The organism is Nocardia sp. NPDC004582 (assembly GCF_053602115.1).
Genome location: NZ_JBSGCY010000131.1, coordinates 1 through 18175 on the forward strand (window position 1 = coordinate 1; position 18175 = coordinate 18175).

1 protein-coding gene and 1 pseudogene are annotated in these 18175 nt (G+C 70.8%); one reads left to right on the top strand and one right to left on the bottom strand.

Annotation, left to right across the window (positions count from 1 at the left end; genetic code table 11):
* Positions 1-1018 precede the first annotated feature (1018 nt).
* Positions 1019-1162: a hypothetical protein gene (locus ACWELJ_RS27430; RefSeq protein ID WP_452369015.1), complete on the bottom strand. Its 144-nt coding sequence runs from the start codon at positions 1160-1162 to the stop codon at positions 1019-1021.
* 348 nt (positions 1163-1510) lie between these two features.
* Between ACWELJ_RS27430 and ACWELJ_RS27435 the strand changes: the two are divergent.
* Positions 1511-18175, top strand: a pseudogene (locus ACWELJ_RS27435) (hypothetical protein); the annotation flags it as partial.

The window sequence follows — 18175 nt, forward strand, 5'->3', positions numbered from 1 at the left end:
AGGAGCGCGCCTCCGCGTACGCCTCCGGGGTTCCGCTCTGCGGGACGGCGTCGCCGCCTCCTCCGGCGGCAACGCCGCCCCGGGCTCGACCACACCCGCCGGCGCCACAGCCCAGCACACCACCAGCGCAGCACAATCCGCCACCGCAACCCCGGACCGAGCAGCCACCCCCCGCGCAGGTGACGGCACCACCGCCCCAAAGGCCCCCGACACCCCGCGCACCGACACCCCGCGCACCGATGCCGTGAAGTCCGATGCCACGAAGCCCGATACCCCACGGGCCGAGGCTCCGAAGTCCGATGGGCCGCCCTCCGAGGCGCCGAAGTCGGCTAGCCCGCGCCTCGAAACCACGCCCACCGACAGCCAGGCCGGTACCTCCGACATCCGCGTGGATATCTCGGAATCGCGCTCCTCCGACCCGCATCCGAATTCCACCGGCGCGGATTCCCATCCCGCCGACCGCCCGGATACCCGGCCCGAAGGCGACCCGTCGGAAGCGCCCGTCCGCCCAGCCGACCACGACACCCCGCTGGAATCGGAAAAGTCGGGTGGCAGTCGGGATTCCAGCACCCCTGTCGAACAGCCCACCGACACCACGCGCTCACGCGACGATGTCGACCCGACCATCGACCACCCCTCCGACAAGCCGGACGCTACCGCCGCTCACCCCGCCGGCGAGCCCACCGATTCTCACGAGCCCGTCGACGGTCACTCTGATGAGCCACCCGCCGACCACGACCCGGCCAACCGAGACCACTCGGACGAGCATCCGGAATCGCGTCGCCCCACTGACGAGCCGACCGAACCGAACCGCCCCGACCAGCCGGCTGCACGTGAGGACGATTCGTCAGGCCGTCGTGACGACGACCCGCCCGGCCGCCGCGAGGATGAGCCCTCGACCCGGCGTGAGGAGGAGCCGTTCGCCCGGCCTGAGGACGAGCCGACCGCGCGGCGTGAGGATGACCCGACCGCGCGGCGTGAGGATGACCCGACCGCGCGGCCTGAGGACGAGCCGAACTCACGGCGTGAGGGCGAGCCGGGGAGTCGGCGTGACGACCCCACTGCCAGGCGCGATGGTGAGCTGGAAGTCGCTCGCGGTGATGAGCCTGCCTCGCGGCACGGGGACGATTCGGCGGCTCGGGACGATGGCGATGTGCCTCATGACGCGGACGCGCGGGCGGACTCGGCTGTGCCGCGGGATGCGGGCGCAACGTCGGAGGTGGCGGATCGGCTGGTGCGGGACGTTCGGGATCCGGTCGCCGATGAGCCTGTGCGCGAACCGAATTCAAGCCGCCACGAGGAAGTTGCGGGCGAGGAGAACCGGCCTGCGGGCGAGCGGCCGCGATCGGATGCTTCCGAGCCGGTGCATGACGAGCAGTCGCGCCGGGATTCGGTCAGCCGGGATCGTGGTGACGGGACCGATTCGGAATCGGCTGGGCACGACCGTGATTCGCTTCCGGCGGATCGGGATCAGCGGGTCAAGGATGGGGCCGCACCCGAAGACGGCTTCGTGGTCGCACCGATTCCGTTGGGTGACGCACCCGAGGTCCGAGCCCACGAGGGTGAGCGCCGCACTGCGGGCGAGCGTCATGCCGGCGACGAAACCTCTGCCGCGGCCAAGGATCGTTCGGAGCCCTCCGGCCGTGGCGATTCCCGCCGTGGAGCGCCGCCCGAGCGTACCGACGGCCACAAGGCGCACCCCGGTTCCCTTGACGATCCCTCGAACACCCCTGTCCGCACCGAGGATTCGGCCGATCCCGCACCGAATGGCCCGGATGTCGTCCGCGCGAAGAACCGCGGCCGCTGCGGCGAGCTGGCCCTGCGCCTGCTGCGTGAGATCACCGGCAACGAATCCGTTCGCCCACCCACGCGCCGGGTCGGCCCGGAGGGGATGAGCCTCGAGGAACTGGTGTCCGGTGCGGGCGGCAAGTTGCAGGACTTCCCGAAGCACCCCGATCGTCCGGACCGGCCGAGTGGCCACGACGCCATCGCGGGACGTCTCCTGAAGCTCGGCGACGGCGCCTCCGCCCTGGTAGTGGACCGTTATGCCGGATCCGTCGACGAGCACGGTGTGGGCGCGCACGCCTATGTGATGGTCAACGAGGGCGGTGAGATCGTGGTCAAGGACCCGGCCGCCGGTCTGGAGCACGGTTTCCCGCCGCAGGTGCCCAAGGAGACCGCGGGCGTGCACGCCATTCTGTTCGACGCCGACGGCAAAGCCTGGCATCCGTTGAAGGATTCGGTGCGGGCGGGGTTGCTGCACCTGACGGATACGCATGTGCGTGTCGGTGAGTCGGACCGGCCGGGCGACGATCGGAATCCCGCCACGGGTGAGGATCGGCAGCCGGTGCGGCGGCGGCTGCGGATGCGGCAGCGGGAGTTGCCGATTCCTCCGTCCGACGATCCGGGGCCGCAGCAGCGGCACGATGCCGACAATGGCTCCGGTGCGAGCGATGCCGGAGACGGGGCCGATTGGTCGCATCGGCCGCAGGACGACTGGGCGACGCTGGATCGCGACGGCATCGCCGAGAAGCTGCACGAGGACTGGGATCTCGACGTCACCGGCTTCGACAACCAGCATGTCGATGTCGAGGTGATGCGCGAATTCGCTCGCGCCATCGAGGACATGTTCGGCCGCTTCCCGGACACCGAGCTGATGGAAGTCCGCATCGCCCCGCTCGACGACGACACCGTTTTCGCCGAGGTCGATCCGGGCCGCGACGGGGACGGCCACTTCGCCGACACCCTCACCCTCAACGAGCATTTCGCCCGCAACCCCGCCGATCTCGCCCAACGGGTCCGGCTCGCCGAGGAGAACGGCCACCTGGTCCCCGGGTCCGGCGACCGCCCGCTGTACTCGACGATCGTGCACGAGTTCGCGCACGCCATCGACTTCACCACCCAGATGCACGCCCGCCTGGACGCTTTCGAGGCGCTGGAGCGCCACTTCCAGCGCACCTACGGCGGCGATGCCGAGGAATTCCTGGGCTGGCTGCACGACGAGCTGAGCGGCTACAGCTTCGATGAGCACGGCATGTACGACCACGCGGAGGCGCTGGCCGAGGCCTTCACCGACGTCGTCCTCAACGGCGACCTGGCCGGCGAGCCCGCCCGGATCCTCCACGACCACTTGGAGCGGGTCTACCGCGACCACGCCGCCGACAACCCTGTCTACGAGCACGAAACGCCCGAACATCGGGCCCGCCCCGCCGGCGACGACCCGGGTCCGGCCGCCCGCCGCGACCGCGAGCCCACGCCCGAGCTCAGCACGCTCGAGGAGAACGCGTTGCCCCACAACGGCAACGACGGCCCGAGCGGCGAGAAGCCCACGCACGAACCGCAACTCGTGTTGCAGCCGCCGGAGCCTATCGAGATCCCGACGCCGGCCGTGGTCGACCATTGGACCGACCTCGATCGCCAAGGCGTGCTGGATCGGATCAACAACGACCTCGGCATCGAGACCGTTGGCTTCGCCTACGTCGACGACGTGGAAATCCTGCGTGAGTTCGGCCGCGCCCTGGAAGACGGGATCGCCGACAACCCGGGCATCAAGCCGCGGCGTGTCGAGATCGGCCTGATCCTCCGGGATTCCGACCCGTTCGCCATCGCGCAAGGCACGCGTCCGGAAGACGGCAGCGGCCCGTGGACGCCCGACCGGATCGTGTTCAACGCTCGGTGGGCCATGGATATCGCGGGCTTCGAGCAGGTGATCCGCGCGGATGTGGCCTCCGGCTTCCACGTGCGGGGCGCCGATGCGCGGCCGTTCTACGCGGTGATCGTGCACGAATTCGGTCACCTGGTCGACCATTACGGCCAGATGGCAGCTCGCGAGGGCCTGACGAACGCCCTGGCCAACCGGTACGTGGAGACCCACGCCGGTGCCGACTTCGCCGAGTTCACCGACTGGCTGCACGGCGAGTTGCCCGGATACGCCTTCGACGAGCACGGCATGCTCAACGAAGCGGAGGCGCTGGCCGAGGCGTATCGCGACGTCAAACTCAACGGTGACGACGCCTCCGAGCTGTCGAAGCTGATGGTGGATCGGCTCAACGCGGCTGCGCGCGACGCCGTACCCCTGCACGCGCCGGACCCGGCACACCCGTCCGAACACGGCTTCACCGAGAACCGCCACGACAGCCTCGGTTCGCGTGACGAAGCCCACGATCCGTCGGAAAGGACGGTTGATCAACGGGATTCGGCTGACTCGGACCATGCGGCGTCGCACGAGGAGACGCCCGATCCGGGTCCTGCCCACCCGCCCGCGGATTGGTCGCCGCGCCTGGACGACTTCTGGTCGGAGCTGGATCGCGACGGGATCATCCGCGAGATGAAGGACCTGTTCGGGATCACCACGTTCGAGGGCCTGGACAATCCGTCCGTCGATCCGGAGGTGCTGCGCGAGTTCGCCCGCGCGCTCGACGACGCCACGGCCGGAAACAAGATCACCTTGCGCGGCATCGAGATCGGTACGCCGGTCTTCGAGGACTCCCTCGCCGAGGCGGTGCGGGTGCGAACCCCGGACGGCAACCTGGTGACCGAGAAGATCGTGGTGCGGCTGGAACACGCGCTGGATCCGGACGGCATGGCCGAGATCGTGCGGAACGGCGAGGCACGTGGTTCGTTCCCGAGAGGATCCGCCGAGCGCCCGATGTACGCGGTCTTCCTGCACGAACTCGCGCACGCGATCGACCATGCCGGAAACCGCGCGGCCCACGCCGAACTCGCGAACGCGCTGCTGGACCACTACCTGAGCACCCACGGCGACACCACGGCCGTCGAGTACCTCCGCTGGCTCTCGCAGCTGTCCGATTACGCCTTCAACGCCGACGGCAGCATCAATCACGCCGAGGCGCTGGCGGAGGCGTTCGTCGACGTCACCCTGAACTTCGACCACGCCAGCGAACCGGCCAAGGTCCTGCACCGCCTGCTGACCGACCGCGCCGCGGACAATGCCCACATCATCCGCGAGCCCGCTGAACCGGCCACTCGAACCGGCGACCAGCAGCACGGCACCGAGCCGACCGGCGCGCACCCCGACGCCATGCGGGCCGAGTCCCGCACCGCCGCCGTACCCGCCGATGATCGCCCCGAGCCGATGCGGTCCGAGGACGACGGAAAGCCCTCGCGCGAACCAGATCCGGTGCTGTCGCCGCCCGAGCCGGTCGAGGTCCCGGCGATCGTCGACCACTGGAGCGGCCTGGATCGCCAGGGCGTCGTCGACCACATTCAGAACGAGCTGAAAATCCCGGCCGTCGACTTCCACTCCGCGAGCGATGTGGAAACGCTGCGCGAGTACGGCCGCGCGCTCGAGGACATGCTGGCTCAGCACCCGGGCGTCAAGCCGAACCGGGTCGAGATCGGTGTCATCCCTGAGGATCCCGATGCCGTCGCCGCCGTCTACCCGGGACGTGAGGACGGTCGCCCGGTCGCGGATCGTCTCGTGCTCAACGCCCGGTGGGCCACCGATGCCGACGGCCTCGACGCGCTGATTCGCGCGAAAGTCGACAACGGCCAGCATGTGGCGGGATCCGATGCGCGGCCGGTGTATTCGGCCATCGTCCACGAATTCGGGCACGTGCTGGACTTCGCCGGTGGCCGTGAGGCCCGGTACGAGCTGACCGAGGCGCTCGCGGCGCACTTCGAGGCCACCCGCGGCGCTCCGCTGGACGCCCAGGCCTTCACCGAATGGCTACACCAGCTGCCGGACTACGCCTTCGACAAGAGCGGCGCCCTGCACGAAGGCGAGGCGCTGGCCGAAGGCTTCCGCGACGTCATGCTGAACGGCCGCGACGCCGCCGAGGCGTCGCAGGTGATGTACCAGATGCTCCGTGTAGCCGCCCAGGACGCGGGCGTCCTCCAGCCGCACCCCCCGACGGGCCATCTCCCGACGCCCACCGAACACCGCTCCGCGCCTCCCGAACTCCGTCCCGAGTCCACCGAGCAGCCGCCCGCGTCCGCAGACCACCAGCCCCCGACCTCCGAGCGTGAGCCCGCGTCTGCCGAGCGTGCGCCGGGGTCTGCCGAGCGTGAGCCCGCACCTGGTGAGCGTGAGTCTGGGGCCGGGTCTGGTGAGCGTCAGTCGGTGACTGATGAGCGTGAGTCCGGGTCTGGGTCTGGGGAGCGTCAACCCGGGTCTGGTGAGCGTCAGTCCGCGTCTGGCGAGCATCAGTCTGTGCCTGCCGAGCGCGAGCCCGCGATCACCGACACTGATCGCCGGCCCGGCACGGACGGCCGACCCGACCTGCTGGGATCCCGTGACTCGTCCGGGGATTCGTCGGAATCCCACGATCCGAACCGGCCGGAACGTCCCGACCCGAACCAGCCCGACCAGCGCGAATCCAATGAGCCGATCGCCGGTGCCGAGGAACCGGTCGCGCCCGGCACTCCCGGCGCCGAGGAACCGACCCCTGAATCCCGCACTCCCGCAACGGAACCTCAGGTGGGCAGTGAACGCTGGTTCGACCAGCGGATGGCCGAGCACGCCGACTTCGCCGCGGACATGGAAGCCAAGCACGCCCGCTTCCTGCACGAGATGGCCGATTCCGCGCCTCCCGGCAGCACCGACGAACGCTTGTTCCGCGAGCAGGCCCGCGAAGTCGACGACATGGCCCGCAGCTCCGCCGAACGCGCCGACCGCCTCTGGGCAGACCTCGGTGGCCGCCCCGACCCCGCCCCGGCCACCCGCCCCGTCGGCGAGCGCGGCCCCATGGCGGAGTCGCGCCCCGGGCCGGACCCCGAGACCGCGTCGGCCGGTGATGGCCGGCCGCCGAACGACGGACCGCCCCGCCGATCCGCGGCCACCCCGGACGATCCGGACGCCTGGTTCAACGAGCAGCGCGCGATCCAGGCCGACTGGGTCGCCCAGATGGATGCCAAGCGCGCCAAATGGTTCCACGACATGGCCGACCAGCTCGAGCCTGGCAGCCAGGCGGAGCACGAGGCGCGCTTCGAGGCCCGCATGGCCGACGCCGAGGCCCGCCTGTCGGCCCTCCGCGCCGAGTACATGTGGGACTTCGCCGGTGGCCGCCCCGAACCCACCCCCGGCGAAACCGCGGCCAAACAGTCCGTGACCAGCTCCGCCAACGATCCGACCCGCGCGGCTCGCCCCACCCCTCCGGGCTCGTCCACCCCCGTGCCGCCCTCCACGACCGCACCGCGTTCCGGCGACGGTGCCAGGTCGGACGGCACCGGCCCCCGGTCGAAACCGTTGGGTACAAACCCGAACGAGACCCCAACCGTCGAGGTGAAGCGCACGGGTACGAACCCGGATGAGACGCCGACTGTCGAGGTGAAGCGTCCGGAGCAGTCGAATCCGGATGAGACGCCGACCGTCGAGGTGAAGCGTCCGGAGCAGTCCAACCCGGATGAGACGCCGACCGTCGAGCTGAAGCGCCCCGACCAGCCCAACCCGGATGAGACTCCCACCGTGGAGATTCCGCGTCCGGAGGCGGAGTCGCCCAAGCCGCCCGCCGATCCGGCGGAGGCGTCGCCCGGATTGCAGGCGGCGCTCGACCGTCTGCGCGCGGCGGAGGCGGAGGCGGGGGAGCGCCCGCGGAGTCTCGAGGATCAGGTTTACGGTGCGCGGCTCACCGACGCGCTCGGCGTGGTGGAGGCGCTGGCCAAGCGCCCGGATGCGCTGTCCGCGCTGCGGCATCTCGCCGAAGCCGCTGCGGCCGAGGGCTTCTTCCATGACCCGGCGAATGGTCTCGGCGCCCGCCCGCACGCGCCCGAGGGCGGGGAGCCGCGCACGCTCACTCTGGAGGAGCTGCGCACCGAACTTCTGCGCCGTCTCGGCTTGCCCGAATCCACGCCGGACGATCTGCTGCCCCGCATCGTGGGCGACGAGCAGCTGCGGAACCTGTTGCGCGCGGGCGGAATCGAGGCACTCCGCGACGCGGTGTTCCGTCACGACGACGCCACCGGCCCGGAACGTGAGCGCGCTGCCCGTACCCGCGACGGCTGGGCGGACCTGCTCGGCGTCGACAGATCCCTGCTCGATCCGGCCGGCACCACCCCTGAGCAGCGCCGGGCAGCCCTCGACGAGCTGCGCGCCGAAACCCTGCGCCACGCCGGCGATGTCGCGGACCTGATGGTCGCGACCTTCCACCACCCGGGCTCGGATCACACCCACGTGGTTCTGGAGGCCGACGGCGAGCGCGTCCACATCCGGGTGACCGAGGACGCCGACGGCAACAAGCGCGCCGAGGTCATCCAACGCCCCGACCTGCCGCGCGAAACCCCGCCGGAGACAAAGGAACCGGAGAAGAAGCCGGGTTGGCTCGAGCGCATGTGGCGGCGCATGATGCACGGCTATCACGGTCAGTCGCCGAAGTACCCGTCCGGTTCGGGCAACGACTCCAAGGGCCAGACCATGCTGGCGATGGAGATCGGTTACGTCACCCACGACGAAGCGCTGCTGCATCTCAAGGACAAGTTCAACCCCGCGCGCATCCTCAAGGAGTCCGCGACCCTGTGGAAGGAGCGCGAGCGCCTGCCGCTGGTCAAGCACCTGACCGCACGGGTCGCCGATGTCGCCGGGAATCTGATCCCCATGCGCACCCGCGATGGCGGTGAGTACCGCCCCTGGGTCACCGAGGCCGATCCGCGGATTCGCGCCGAGGTGGAGGAGACCCTGCGCGGCGCGAACATGCCGATCGAGTCGGAGATGCCGGAGCCGCGACACGAGCCGCTCGACCGCGGCCCCGTCCTCGATCCGCCCGCGCCGCGCGAGTGGAGCTCGGACCTGCCGCAGCCGCTGGTCGACGCGGTCACCGCCCGCGACGCCGCCCTGGGCGATCTGGTTCGTCTGGCCCGCGGCCTCGGTATCGACATCCCCGACGACAGCCCGGAAACCCTGCGCCGCGTGGTGAACGAGGCCGTCTACCAGCTCATGCGCCGCGCGGGCGCGATCGAGGCCTTGCGTGATGTCGGCCAGCGCTGGCTCATGGAGGACGCGCAGATCCGGTTCAGCCGCGAGGTCAGCATCTTCGACAAGGATCCGCTGGGCCGCTACCTGCGCGAGTTCGCACACGCCGAGGCGATCCGGACGGAGGAGGAGAAGGCCGCGCGCCGCCGCGAGGAGGCGGGCGTCGGCCCGGACGACGATTCGCTGCGGTTCCGCCCCCGCCGCCCGCGCCCCTCCTTCCTGGATCTCCAGGGCGTCAACAATGGCGGTGAATGGCCGCGCCACTTCGACGACCCGGACGAGGAACTGTCCAACCGGCGCGAGGGCCGCCTGTTCGAGGACGCGTTGCGCCGCGACCAGATTCAGGACGAGCGCTCGAACTGGGCGCAGTTGCTCGACATCGGCTTGGACCGGCTCGAAACCGAGAAGGACCTGCGGGAGGCCATCGCCGAGGCCCGGATGGGCGTGCGCGACAAGGCCGACGGGATCGCCGAACTCGACGCGGCCGTCCAGCATTTCATCGATCTGGACTCCGAGGCCCGGCAGCACGCCGCGGACCTGTCCGACGCCGCCGCGCACGACTGGGTGAACGAGCATGGTGGCGTCATGCTCGACCCCGAGCGCGGGCTGGCCGTGCTCCCGGGCGAGCCGCGCCGCCTGGTGGTGATCTGCGGTGAAGCGGATCACGATGTGCGCCTGGTCGATTCGCTGGCGGCGCACCCGGAGATCCGGGAGCAGATCAACCGCGGCGAACTGCGGCTGGACTACCGCGTGGTGGGCCTGGACGGCAATGACCGGCTCCACGTCATCGAGGTGGACCCGCCGCAGATCCGATTCCACGACGTCGAGGTCGACGGCGAGCGTACGCCGGTCGCGTTGCTGCGCAACGGCCTCGAGCCGTGGCGCATCGTGCAGCCCACACCGGAGGTGCGGATCCCGCACGCCGAGCCGTCCCCCGCGCCCGCCGCACCGCGGGATCCGGCCGTGGTGCGCGCCGAACGCAACGCGGTGGCCGCGCGCCTGTCGGTCTACGACATGGATCTCGGTGCGAACCTGGACCGCACCATCGCCGACCTGCACCACGACAATTCGCTGCGTGCCGCCCAGATCGAGGGCATGGCCGACTTCATCCGAAGCTCGGACGCCATCGACAACTTCCACGATCTCGATCGCACGCTCCAGCAGCTGGCTCACCGGCTCGGCCTCGACCCGGACACGCTGACGCCGCACAAGCTGGCCGAGGCGATGGCCGATCCGAACGTGCGCAAGGTGCGCCGCCTGCAGGCGGTCGACGACCTGATCAAGTACGCGAAGGTCCTGCGCGAGAACATCGATGAGAAGGCGGTGCTCGCGGCCCGCAAGGAGCTGGCGAGCCGGCTCGACGTGGAGCCCGACGATCTGGCCCCGCGCAAGCCGAAGACCAAGGACGGCGAGGTCATCGGGTTCACGACGGACTCGAAGAACACCGACAAGCACGCACTGCTGGACGCGATCCACAACCTGCTGCGGGATTCCGCCGACCGCCCGGAACTACTGGCCGCCCTGCTCGAATACAGCAGTGTGCTGGGCGAACTGGATCCGTTCCGCCAGAACCTGCGCTACGACCCGCTGACCGACCCGCGCGCCGTCGACGGCGAACTGCCGATCCACGACGGCGACGCGCCGGCGCTCCTGCGCGCGTTCATGAACGACTCCATCGGTGAGCCGCCGCTGTCGGACAATCCGTCGGCGGCGGCCACCGTGTGGTCGCGCCTGCTCGGCGTGCACATGAACGACTTCGCCAGAACGGTCAAGATCTACACCGAGCAGCTCGGCGGCCTGCACGATCGGGTCACTCCGAAGCAGTTCGCCGATGTGCTGACCACGCTGCGCGAGACCGGCGATTCGACCCAGGCCTACGAGCGCTATCGCGACAGCGCCGCCGATCCGGCCAAGATCCTGTCCCAGGACCAGCTGTCCGATCTGGTGCGCCGCGTCCGCAGCGCCCGGTACGCCGAGGTGTACGAGGCCTACCGGGACGGCAAGATCGAGAAGCACGAGCGGCTCAGCGCCAAGGAACTGGCCGCCACCATCGACGAACTGCGCGCCGACGTCCGCGCGCGCGAGGCCGACATCAAGCTGCTGGAGAAGCTCGCCGCCGAACACGACGCGCTCACGAAACCGCGTCCGCCCGCGGGCCCGCCGCGGGATCCGCGCGCGGTCGCCACCGATCTGGCCGCCGCCCGGCACGAACTGCGGATCGCGGCCGACGGGCGCGACTACGCGCAGGGCCGGGCCTACCGCGAGAACCCGGGCCCCGGTTTCCGGCCGCTGCGTGAGGGCGATCTGACCCCCGAGCGGATGCCCGGCACCGCCGACTATCTCGCCAACCGTCCGGCCGAAGAGGGCGGACAGCTGCCGGGCCTGGAACAGCGTCTCACCGATCTGGCGGCGGCCGTCGAAGAACACGACGGCGCGCGGTCCCGGGTCCACGACCTCGAGTCCGAGATGCGCCGCGCCGTCGAGGCCGGTATCGGCCCGGACGAGTCGCCGGTGGACGCCTGGAAACGCGAAGTCGACACGGCGCGAGCCGAATTGGAAGACCTCATCGCCGCCGACCCGGCCTGGGTGCGGCAGGGCCTCGACCGCACGCTCGCGGATATCGAACGCCTCTCCCGCATGCCCCAGCAGTGGGGTGATGTCTTCACCGACGAGCTGGTCCCGCTGCGCGACGCGGCTCACCGCTACGAGCAGGCCCGCGAATTCCTGGCCGCCGCCGAGGCCGACGCCGCCGCCGCTGCGCGCGCCGCGGAAACCCCGCAGCAGACCGCCGCCCGCGAATTGGCTTCCGCCCGAGAAGATCTCGCCCATGCCGCCCCCGAAGATCGCCGAGCCGCGCAGGACCGTGTCTCCCGCTGGGAAGCCGAGCACCGCCTCCTCGAGGCCCGGGCCGCCCACGCGGCCGACACCCCGCATCAGGCCGCCGAACGCGCCCGCACTGCCGCGCACGACGACCTCACCCGAGCCATCGAGGACTTCCGCCGCACCACCGGCCTGGAGGTCACCGAGGCCGAACTCGCCCCGGAACACCTGCGCGACACCGTCGACCGCCTGCTCCCCGAGGCGGGCGGCGCCTCTCCCGAGGTGGTCGGCGCCGTCGAACGGCTCGAGAACGCGGCCCGCGCCCGGCATCGCGCCGACGCCCTGACCGAGTGGGTCGACACCCACTTCCCGGAGTCCGGCAACACGGGTCGCGAGGGTGAGGACCCCGGCGCTTCCGGCGCCCCCACCCGCCCGCAGGGTCCCACCCAGCCCAACACCGACCCGTCCACCGCCGCCCGCCCGCCGAACGGTGACGGCGGGGAGAACGGTTCGGATTCGAATGCCTTGACGCACAACGAATCCGTAACGCACACCGAGATCGGATCGCCCGACGGCACCCTGTCCTTCGCGCAGCGGGTCGAGGACGCGATCGCCGCGGGTGAGGCCGAGGTGGTGGTCCTCAGCACCGGTGTGGGGCGAATGGCCGAGCGGGTCGAACTGGTCACCTTCGCGACCGAGCCGCCGACGCAGCTCATCCGCAAGGTCGTCACCCTCGCTCAGCACGCCCATGCCGAGGCGCTGGTCGCGCTGGTCGGCCAGGCGGTCGGCGCGAATGTGCCGAAGGTGCACCAGGTCGAGGACCGGGTGGTGTACATGGAGGTGATGCCCGGCGAGCGTGGCGCGGACCGTTTCACCAATCCCCTGGACCCGAGCCTGGACACGGTGCTGACCACCCCCGACGGCCGCCGCCTCGGTCTGCTCGACGTACTCGTCGGCATCCCCGATCGCAACCTCGCCAACTGGCTGATCACCGCGGACGGGAGCATCAGCGGTATCGACCACAGCCTCGCCTTCGGCGGCGGTCGCCGCGGTGACGAACTGTCCCCGAGTCTCTTCGCGCGCCAGTACGCGACCGCGGGCCCCGACGGCGAAATCGTCTGGCACGACCACGATCTGAGTGCCGGGGACCTGTCCGATATCCGGACCCGTCTGGAGGGCCTGGCTCCCGACTTCGCCGCCCTGGGCCGCGACGACTGGCACCGCGCCCTGATGGATCGCTTCGACGAGGTCCAGCGTCATGCCCGCGCCGCGGACGAGGGGCGCACCGGCGACGAGGGCGAACCGGGCCCCACTCCCGCGCGCCCGAGCAACCCGATGCCGCCCGGCTCCAGCCCGTCGGCGGCCACCCCTCCGGCCGGTGCGACCCCGCCCGGCTCGGGCGGCGGCGGCAAGGAGCCCCCGAACCGAAACTCCTCCACCCCACCGAATCCCGACCCGGAGGAGCCCGGCACCTCGCCGGGTGAGGCCTCCTCGTCGAAGATTTTCGAGGGCAACGACGACCCCACGGTCAACCTGTCGCGTGGCGAGAGCGCCTCGAACGAGCAGACCTTCGAAGGCAACGACGATCCGACCGTCAAGAACCCGTCGCCGGGTGAGACGTCGTCGAAGACGTTCGAAGGCAACGAAGACCCGACCGTGCGGATGGAGCGGGGCAGCGAGGCCAAGCCGCCGGGGAGCGAAGACCCGACGGTGGAGCTGCCCAAGCCGCCGGGCAGTGCGGACCCGACCGTCGAGCCGGCCCGCCCGAGCGAGGCCGCGACGCTGGAGCTGCCGCGGGTGGAAGCGGAAGAGCTGCCGGTGGATCCGGTGGCCGATTCCCCGTCACTGCAGGCGGCGGCACGGTTCCTGCGCGAGGCCGTCAATGATCCGCTGGTGCCCGGCCGCGAGGTCAACGCGGTGCTGTTCACCGCGCGACTGATGGACGCGCTCGGCCTCGAGACCGCCGCCGCGCACCTCAACGATCCGCTCGCGCATTTCCGCGAGATCGCCGAAATGGCGAAGGCGCGCGGCTTCTTCGGTGACCCGGACCAGTCCGCCCCGCCGCTGCCCATGCGCGAGGCCGACGACTATCGGCCGCTGACCCCCGAGGAGCTCTACGGTTCCGAGGAGTACTGGCGCACCGAGGCCGACCCGGAGAATCTCCGTGCCATCGAAGCGCATCTGCGTGAGACCGGCCTGGACCGCCGGATGGCCGAGCTCGAGGCGGCGGAACAGGCCCGGGCTCTCGAATCGGCCGCCCCAATGCGCGAATTGCCCTCGAGCGCAGCCCATCCCGAAGGGGGCGCTGAGCCGGTCCGGGAACGCCCACTGGAAACCTGGTCGCAGCGCCCGCACGATCCGGACAGCGCCGAATCCCGGGTCTTCACCCTCGACGAACTCCGCGACCGCCTCGCCGGCGAGTTCGGTCTGTCGGAGGCGGACCTCGCGCGGCGGAACCTGCCCGAGCTCGCGGGCGACCTGCAGTTCCGAAACATGCTGCGCATCGGCGGCCTCGAGGCCCTGGACCACGTGCTGAGCGGTCACGACGCCGCCACCGGCGCCGAACGCGAGCACCTGGCTCACGTCCGCGACGAGTGGGCGCGCCTGCTCGGCATCCCCGAATCCGCCTTGGACCCCGCGCACACCACCGCCGAGCAGCGCGATGCCGTGCTCGCCGCCGCCCGCGCCGAGACCCTGCGCCGCGCCCTGGACGTCGCCGACCTCATGGTCGCCGCCCTGCACGTCCCCGGCTCCGAGCATGCGCACGTGGTGCTGGAGTCCGACGGCGAACGCCTGCATGCCCGCATCGTCGAAACCCCCGACGGCGGTCAGCGGGTCGAGCTGATCCCGCGGCCCGAACTCGGTCCGCTGCGACCCGCCGCGAAGCCGTCGCCGAGGTGGATCGACAACCTGCTGCAGCGCATGCAGCAGGGCTATCACGGCCAGTCGCCGAAGTATCCGTCCGGTTCGCGCCTGGATTCCTCGGGAATCTCGCTGCTGACTGTGGAATTCGGCTATAACGTCCTGCACGACCACGACTTCCTCGGGATGAAGCCCAACTTCAATCCGGTGCGCATCGGCAAGGAAATCCTGACGCTGTGGGAGGCGCGCGAGAAGCTGCCGCTGGTGCACCGCCTCACGCGCCGGATCGCCGACATCTCCCCGGCGCAGATCCCGATGCGCACCAGCGATGGCGGCGAATACCGTCCGCACGTCACCGAGGCCGATCCGGTGCTGCGCGCCGAGGTCGAGGAATCGCTGCGCGTTGCGGAGATGACCATCGAGTCGGAACTGCCGGCGCTGCAACAGGAACCGATCGATCCGGTGACCGTCGAGCCGGCGGCGCACGAGTGGGGTACGGATGTGCCGCAGCCACTGGTGGACGCCGCGGACGCCCGCGATGCCGCGCTGGTGGATCTCGTGCGCCTGGCCCGGGAGTTCCGGATCCCGCTCGCCGAGGCCGATCCGGAGTCGGTGCGCGAGGCGGTCGAGGCGGCGCGGTACCGGGCCATGCGCCGCGCCGGTGCGGTCGAGGCGTTGCGCGATGCCGGGCAGCGCTGGCTGGTCGAGGACGCCGACATTCCGTTCAGCCGTGAGATCAATTTCTTCGACAAGGATCCGCTGGGCCGTTTCCTGCGGGAGTTCGCCCATGCCCGCGCCCTCGAGATCGAGGAGAACAAGGCGCACGACCTGCGCGAGCAGGCCGGCATCGGGCACGACGATCCGCCGCTGGAATTCCGTGCGCGCGAACCCCGCCCGTCCATCCTCGATGTGGAGGGCGTCAACAATGGCGGCGAATGGGTGCCGCATTTCGACGACGTCGACGGGGAGCTGCTCGATACCCGCGAGGGCAAGCTGTTCACGCGCGCGCTGCGTCGCGACGAGTTGCTCGACGAGCGCTCGAACTGGGCCCAGCTGCTGGATGTCGCGCTCGACCGGATCGAGACTCAGACCGATCTGGACCACCTCATCTCCGACCTGCGCATGGGCCTGCGCGACGAACGCGCGCGGGTGCTCGAATTCGCCGCGGCGGCAGACCATTTCCTCGGCGTGGACGATCAGCTGCGCGAGCGTGTACATGAGGTCTCCGATCAGGCGGCCCGGGAATGGGCCGACGCCAAGGGCGGCGTCATCCTCGACCGGGACCACGGTCTGGCACTGCTCCCGGGCGAAAACGGCGGCCCCGAACGCCTCGTGGTGATTCGCGGCGACGGCGCGCACGACATCCACCTGGTCGACGCGCTCGCCGCGCACCCCGACCTGCGCCGGATGATCGAGCACGGTGAGCTGCGGCTGGAGTACCGCAATGTCGGTCTCGACGAGCAGGGCACGGTCCACCTGGTCGCGGAAGCCACGCCCGCCGTCCGGTTCCACGACGTGGAGGTCGACGGCCGGGTGCGGCCGGTCGCGGTCATGCGTGCGGACGGCCGGGGCCTGCGGCTGGTGCAGCCCACGCCGGAGCGGGTCACCACACCGCACGAGGGCGGCCACGAGCCGGCCGTACCGCGCGATCCGGATGCCTTGGCGAAGGAACGCAACGCGGTGGCGCGCCGCCTGGCGCTCGACGTCATCCTCGATCTCGGCGACAATCTCGGCCGCAGCATCGAGTCGCTGCGGCAGGAGCTTTCGCTGCGGGCCTCGCAGCTGGAAGGCATGGCCGATTTCATCCGCACCGCGGACGCCATCGACACCTTCCACGATCTGGACCGCGCGCTGGGCAATCTCGCCAACCGGCTCGGCCTGGACCCCGAACAGCTGTCGCCGCGCGCGGTGGCCGAGGCGTTCGGCGATTCCCGGTTCAGGATGGGGGAGCGGCGGCGCCAGGCGTTCGCCGACCTCATCGCCTACGCCGACGTGCTGCGCAAGAACGGGCACGAGACGGCGGTGCTGGCCGCCCGGGATCGGCTGGTGCGTCTGCTCGACGTCGATCGTGAGAACCTGCACGCCCCTAAGGCCGTCAAGGACGCCGACAAGGTCGAGATCATCGGGTTCGAGCCGGACAAGAAGACCACGGTTCCGGACGCGATCGCCATCGCCTTCGAGAACATGGCCTTCCGGCCGGACGAGCGCCGGGCGCATGCCATCGACGCGCTGACCCACTACATCGAGGAGATCACCGCACTCGATCCGCATCGTGAGGGGCTGCGCTACGACCCGCGGACGGATCCGCGTGCCGTGGACGGCGAGCTGCCCGTGCACGATCCGAACGGCCGCGAGCTGCTGAGCTCGCTGTTCGGCGATCACGTCGGGGAACCGCCGTTGGCGGGCGAGCTGATTCAGGCCGGTGAGGTCTGGTCGCGTCTGCTGGGCGTGGACACCTCCAATATCGACAAGACGGTCAAGATCTACGAGGACCGCCTGTCCAGGCTGCACGACCGGATGAGCCCGAACCAGCTGCGCGAGGTCCTGCGCACGCTGAGCGACAAGGTCGGTGACCAGGGCGCGGCGTACCAGGTCTACCGCGACAGCGTCACCGATACACGGAAACTCCTCAGCCCCGAACAGGTCTCGGAGATCGTGCGGGTGGTGGGCAAGGCCCGCGATATCGAGGTGTACGAGGCCTACCGCGACGGCAAGATCGAGAAGCACGAGCGGCTCACCCCCAAGGAGTTCTCCCACGTCGTCGAGGCCATGCGCGAGGAGATCCGGGCCCGCAAGGCGGATATCGATCTGCTCGAACGCCTCGCGGCCGAGCATCACGACCTCACGAATCCGCCGGAACCCGAAGCGCCGCCGCGTGATCCGCGCACGGTCGGACCCGAACTCGCGGAAGCGCGGCACGAGCTGCGGGTCGCCGAGGAGGGCCTCGACTACGCCAAGGGCCGCATGTGGCGCGAGCGCGAGGGCGAGGTGTTCCGCCCGCTCACCGACAGCGATCTGACCCCCGACAACCTGCCGGGCACCCAGGACTACCTCGCCAACCGCAGTCGCGCGGAGGGCGGCGAGCTGCCGGGCAACGAGCAGCGCATCCACGATCTGTCCACGGCGGCAGCCGAAGTCGATCGGGCCCGGACCCGGGTGCGGGAGCTCGAGACCGAACTGCGGCACGGCATGGCGGCGAGCACCGAGCCCGGCGAGACGCCCGCCGACGCCTGGCAGCGCGAGGCCGAGGCCGCCCGCGCCGACCTGGAGGCGCTGGTCACCACGGACCCGGCCGCACCCCGCGGCATCGACCACGCCATCGACCAGATCGGGCAGCTGTCCCGGATGCCGTTGACCTGGGGCGACATCTGGACCGACGATCTGATCCCGCTGCGTGACGCGGTCCACCGCTACCAGCGGGCCGAGGAGTTCCTGGCCGCCACCCGCACCGCCGAGGCCGATGCCGCCGCCGCGGCGGCCCGCGCCGCCGAGACACCCGAACAGGCCGCAGCCCGCGAACTCGCCACGGCCCGAGCCGAACTCGTCGCCGCCGCGGCCCGGGGCGAC

Bases quoted from the DNA above. Each gene is read 5' to 3' on its own strand.
- ACWELJ_RS27430 (WP_452369015.1), bottom strand. From the start codon at position 1,162: ATGAGGCACATCGCCATCGTCCCGAGCCGCCGAATCGTCCCCGTGCCG.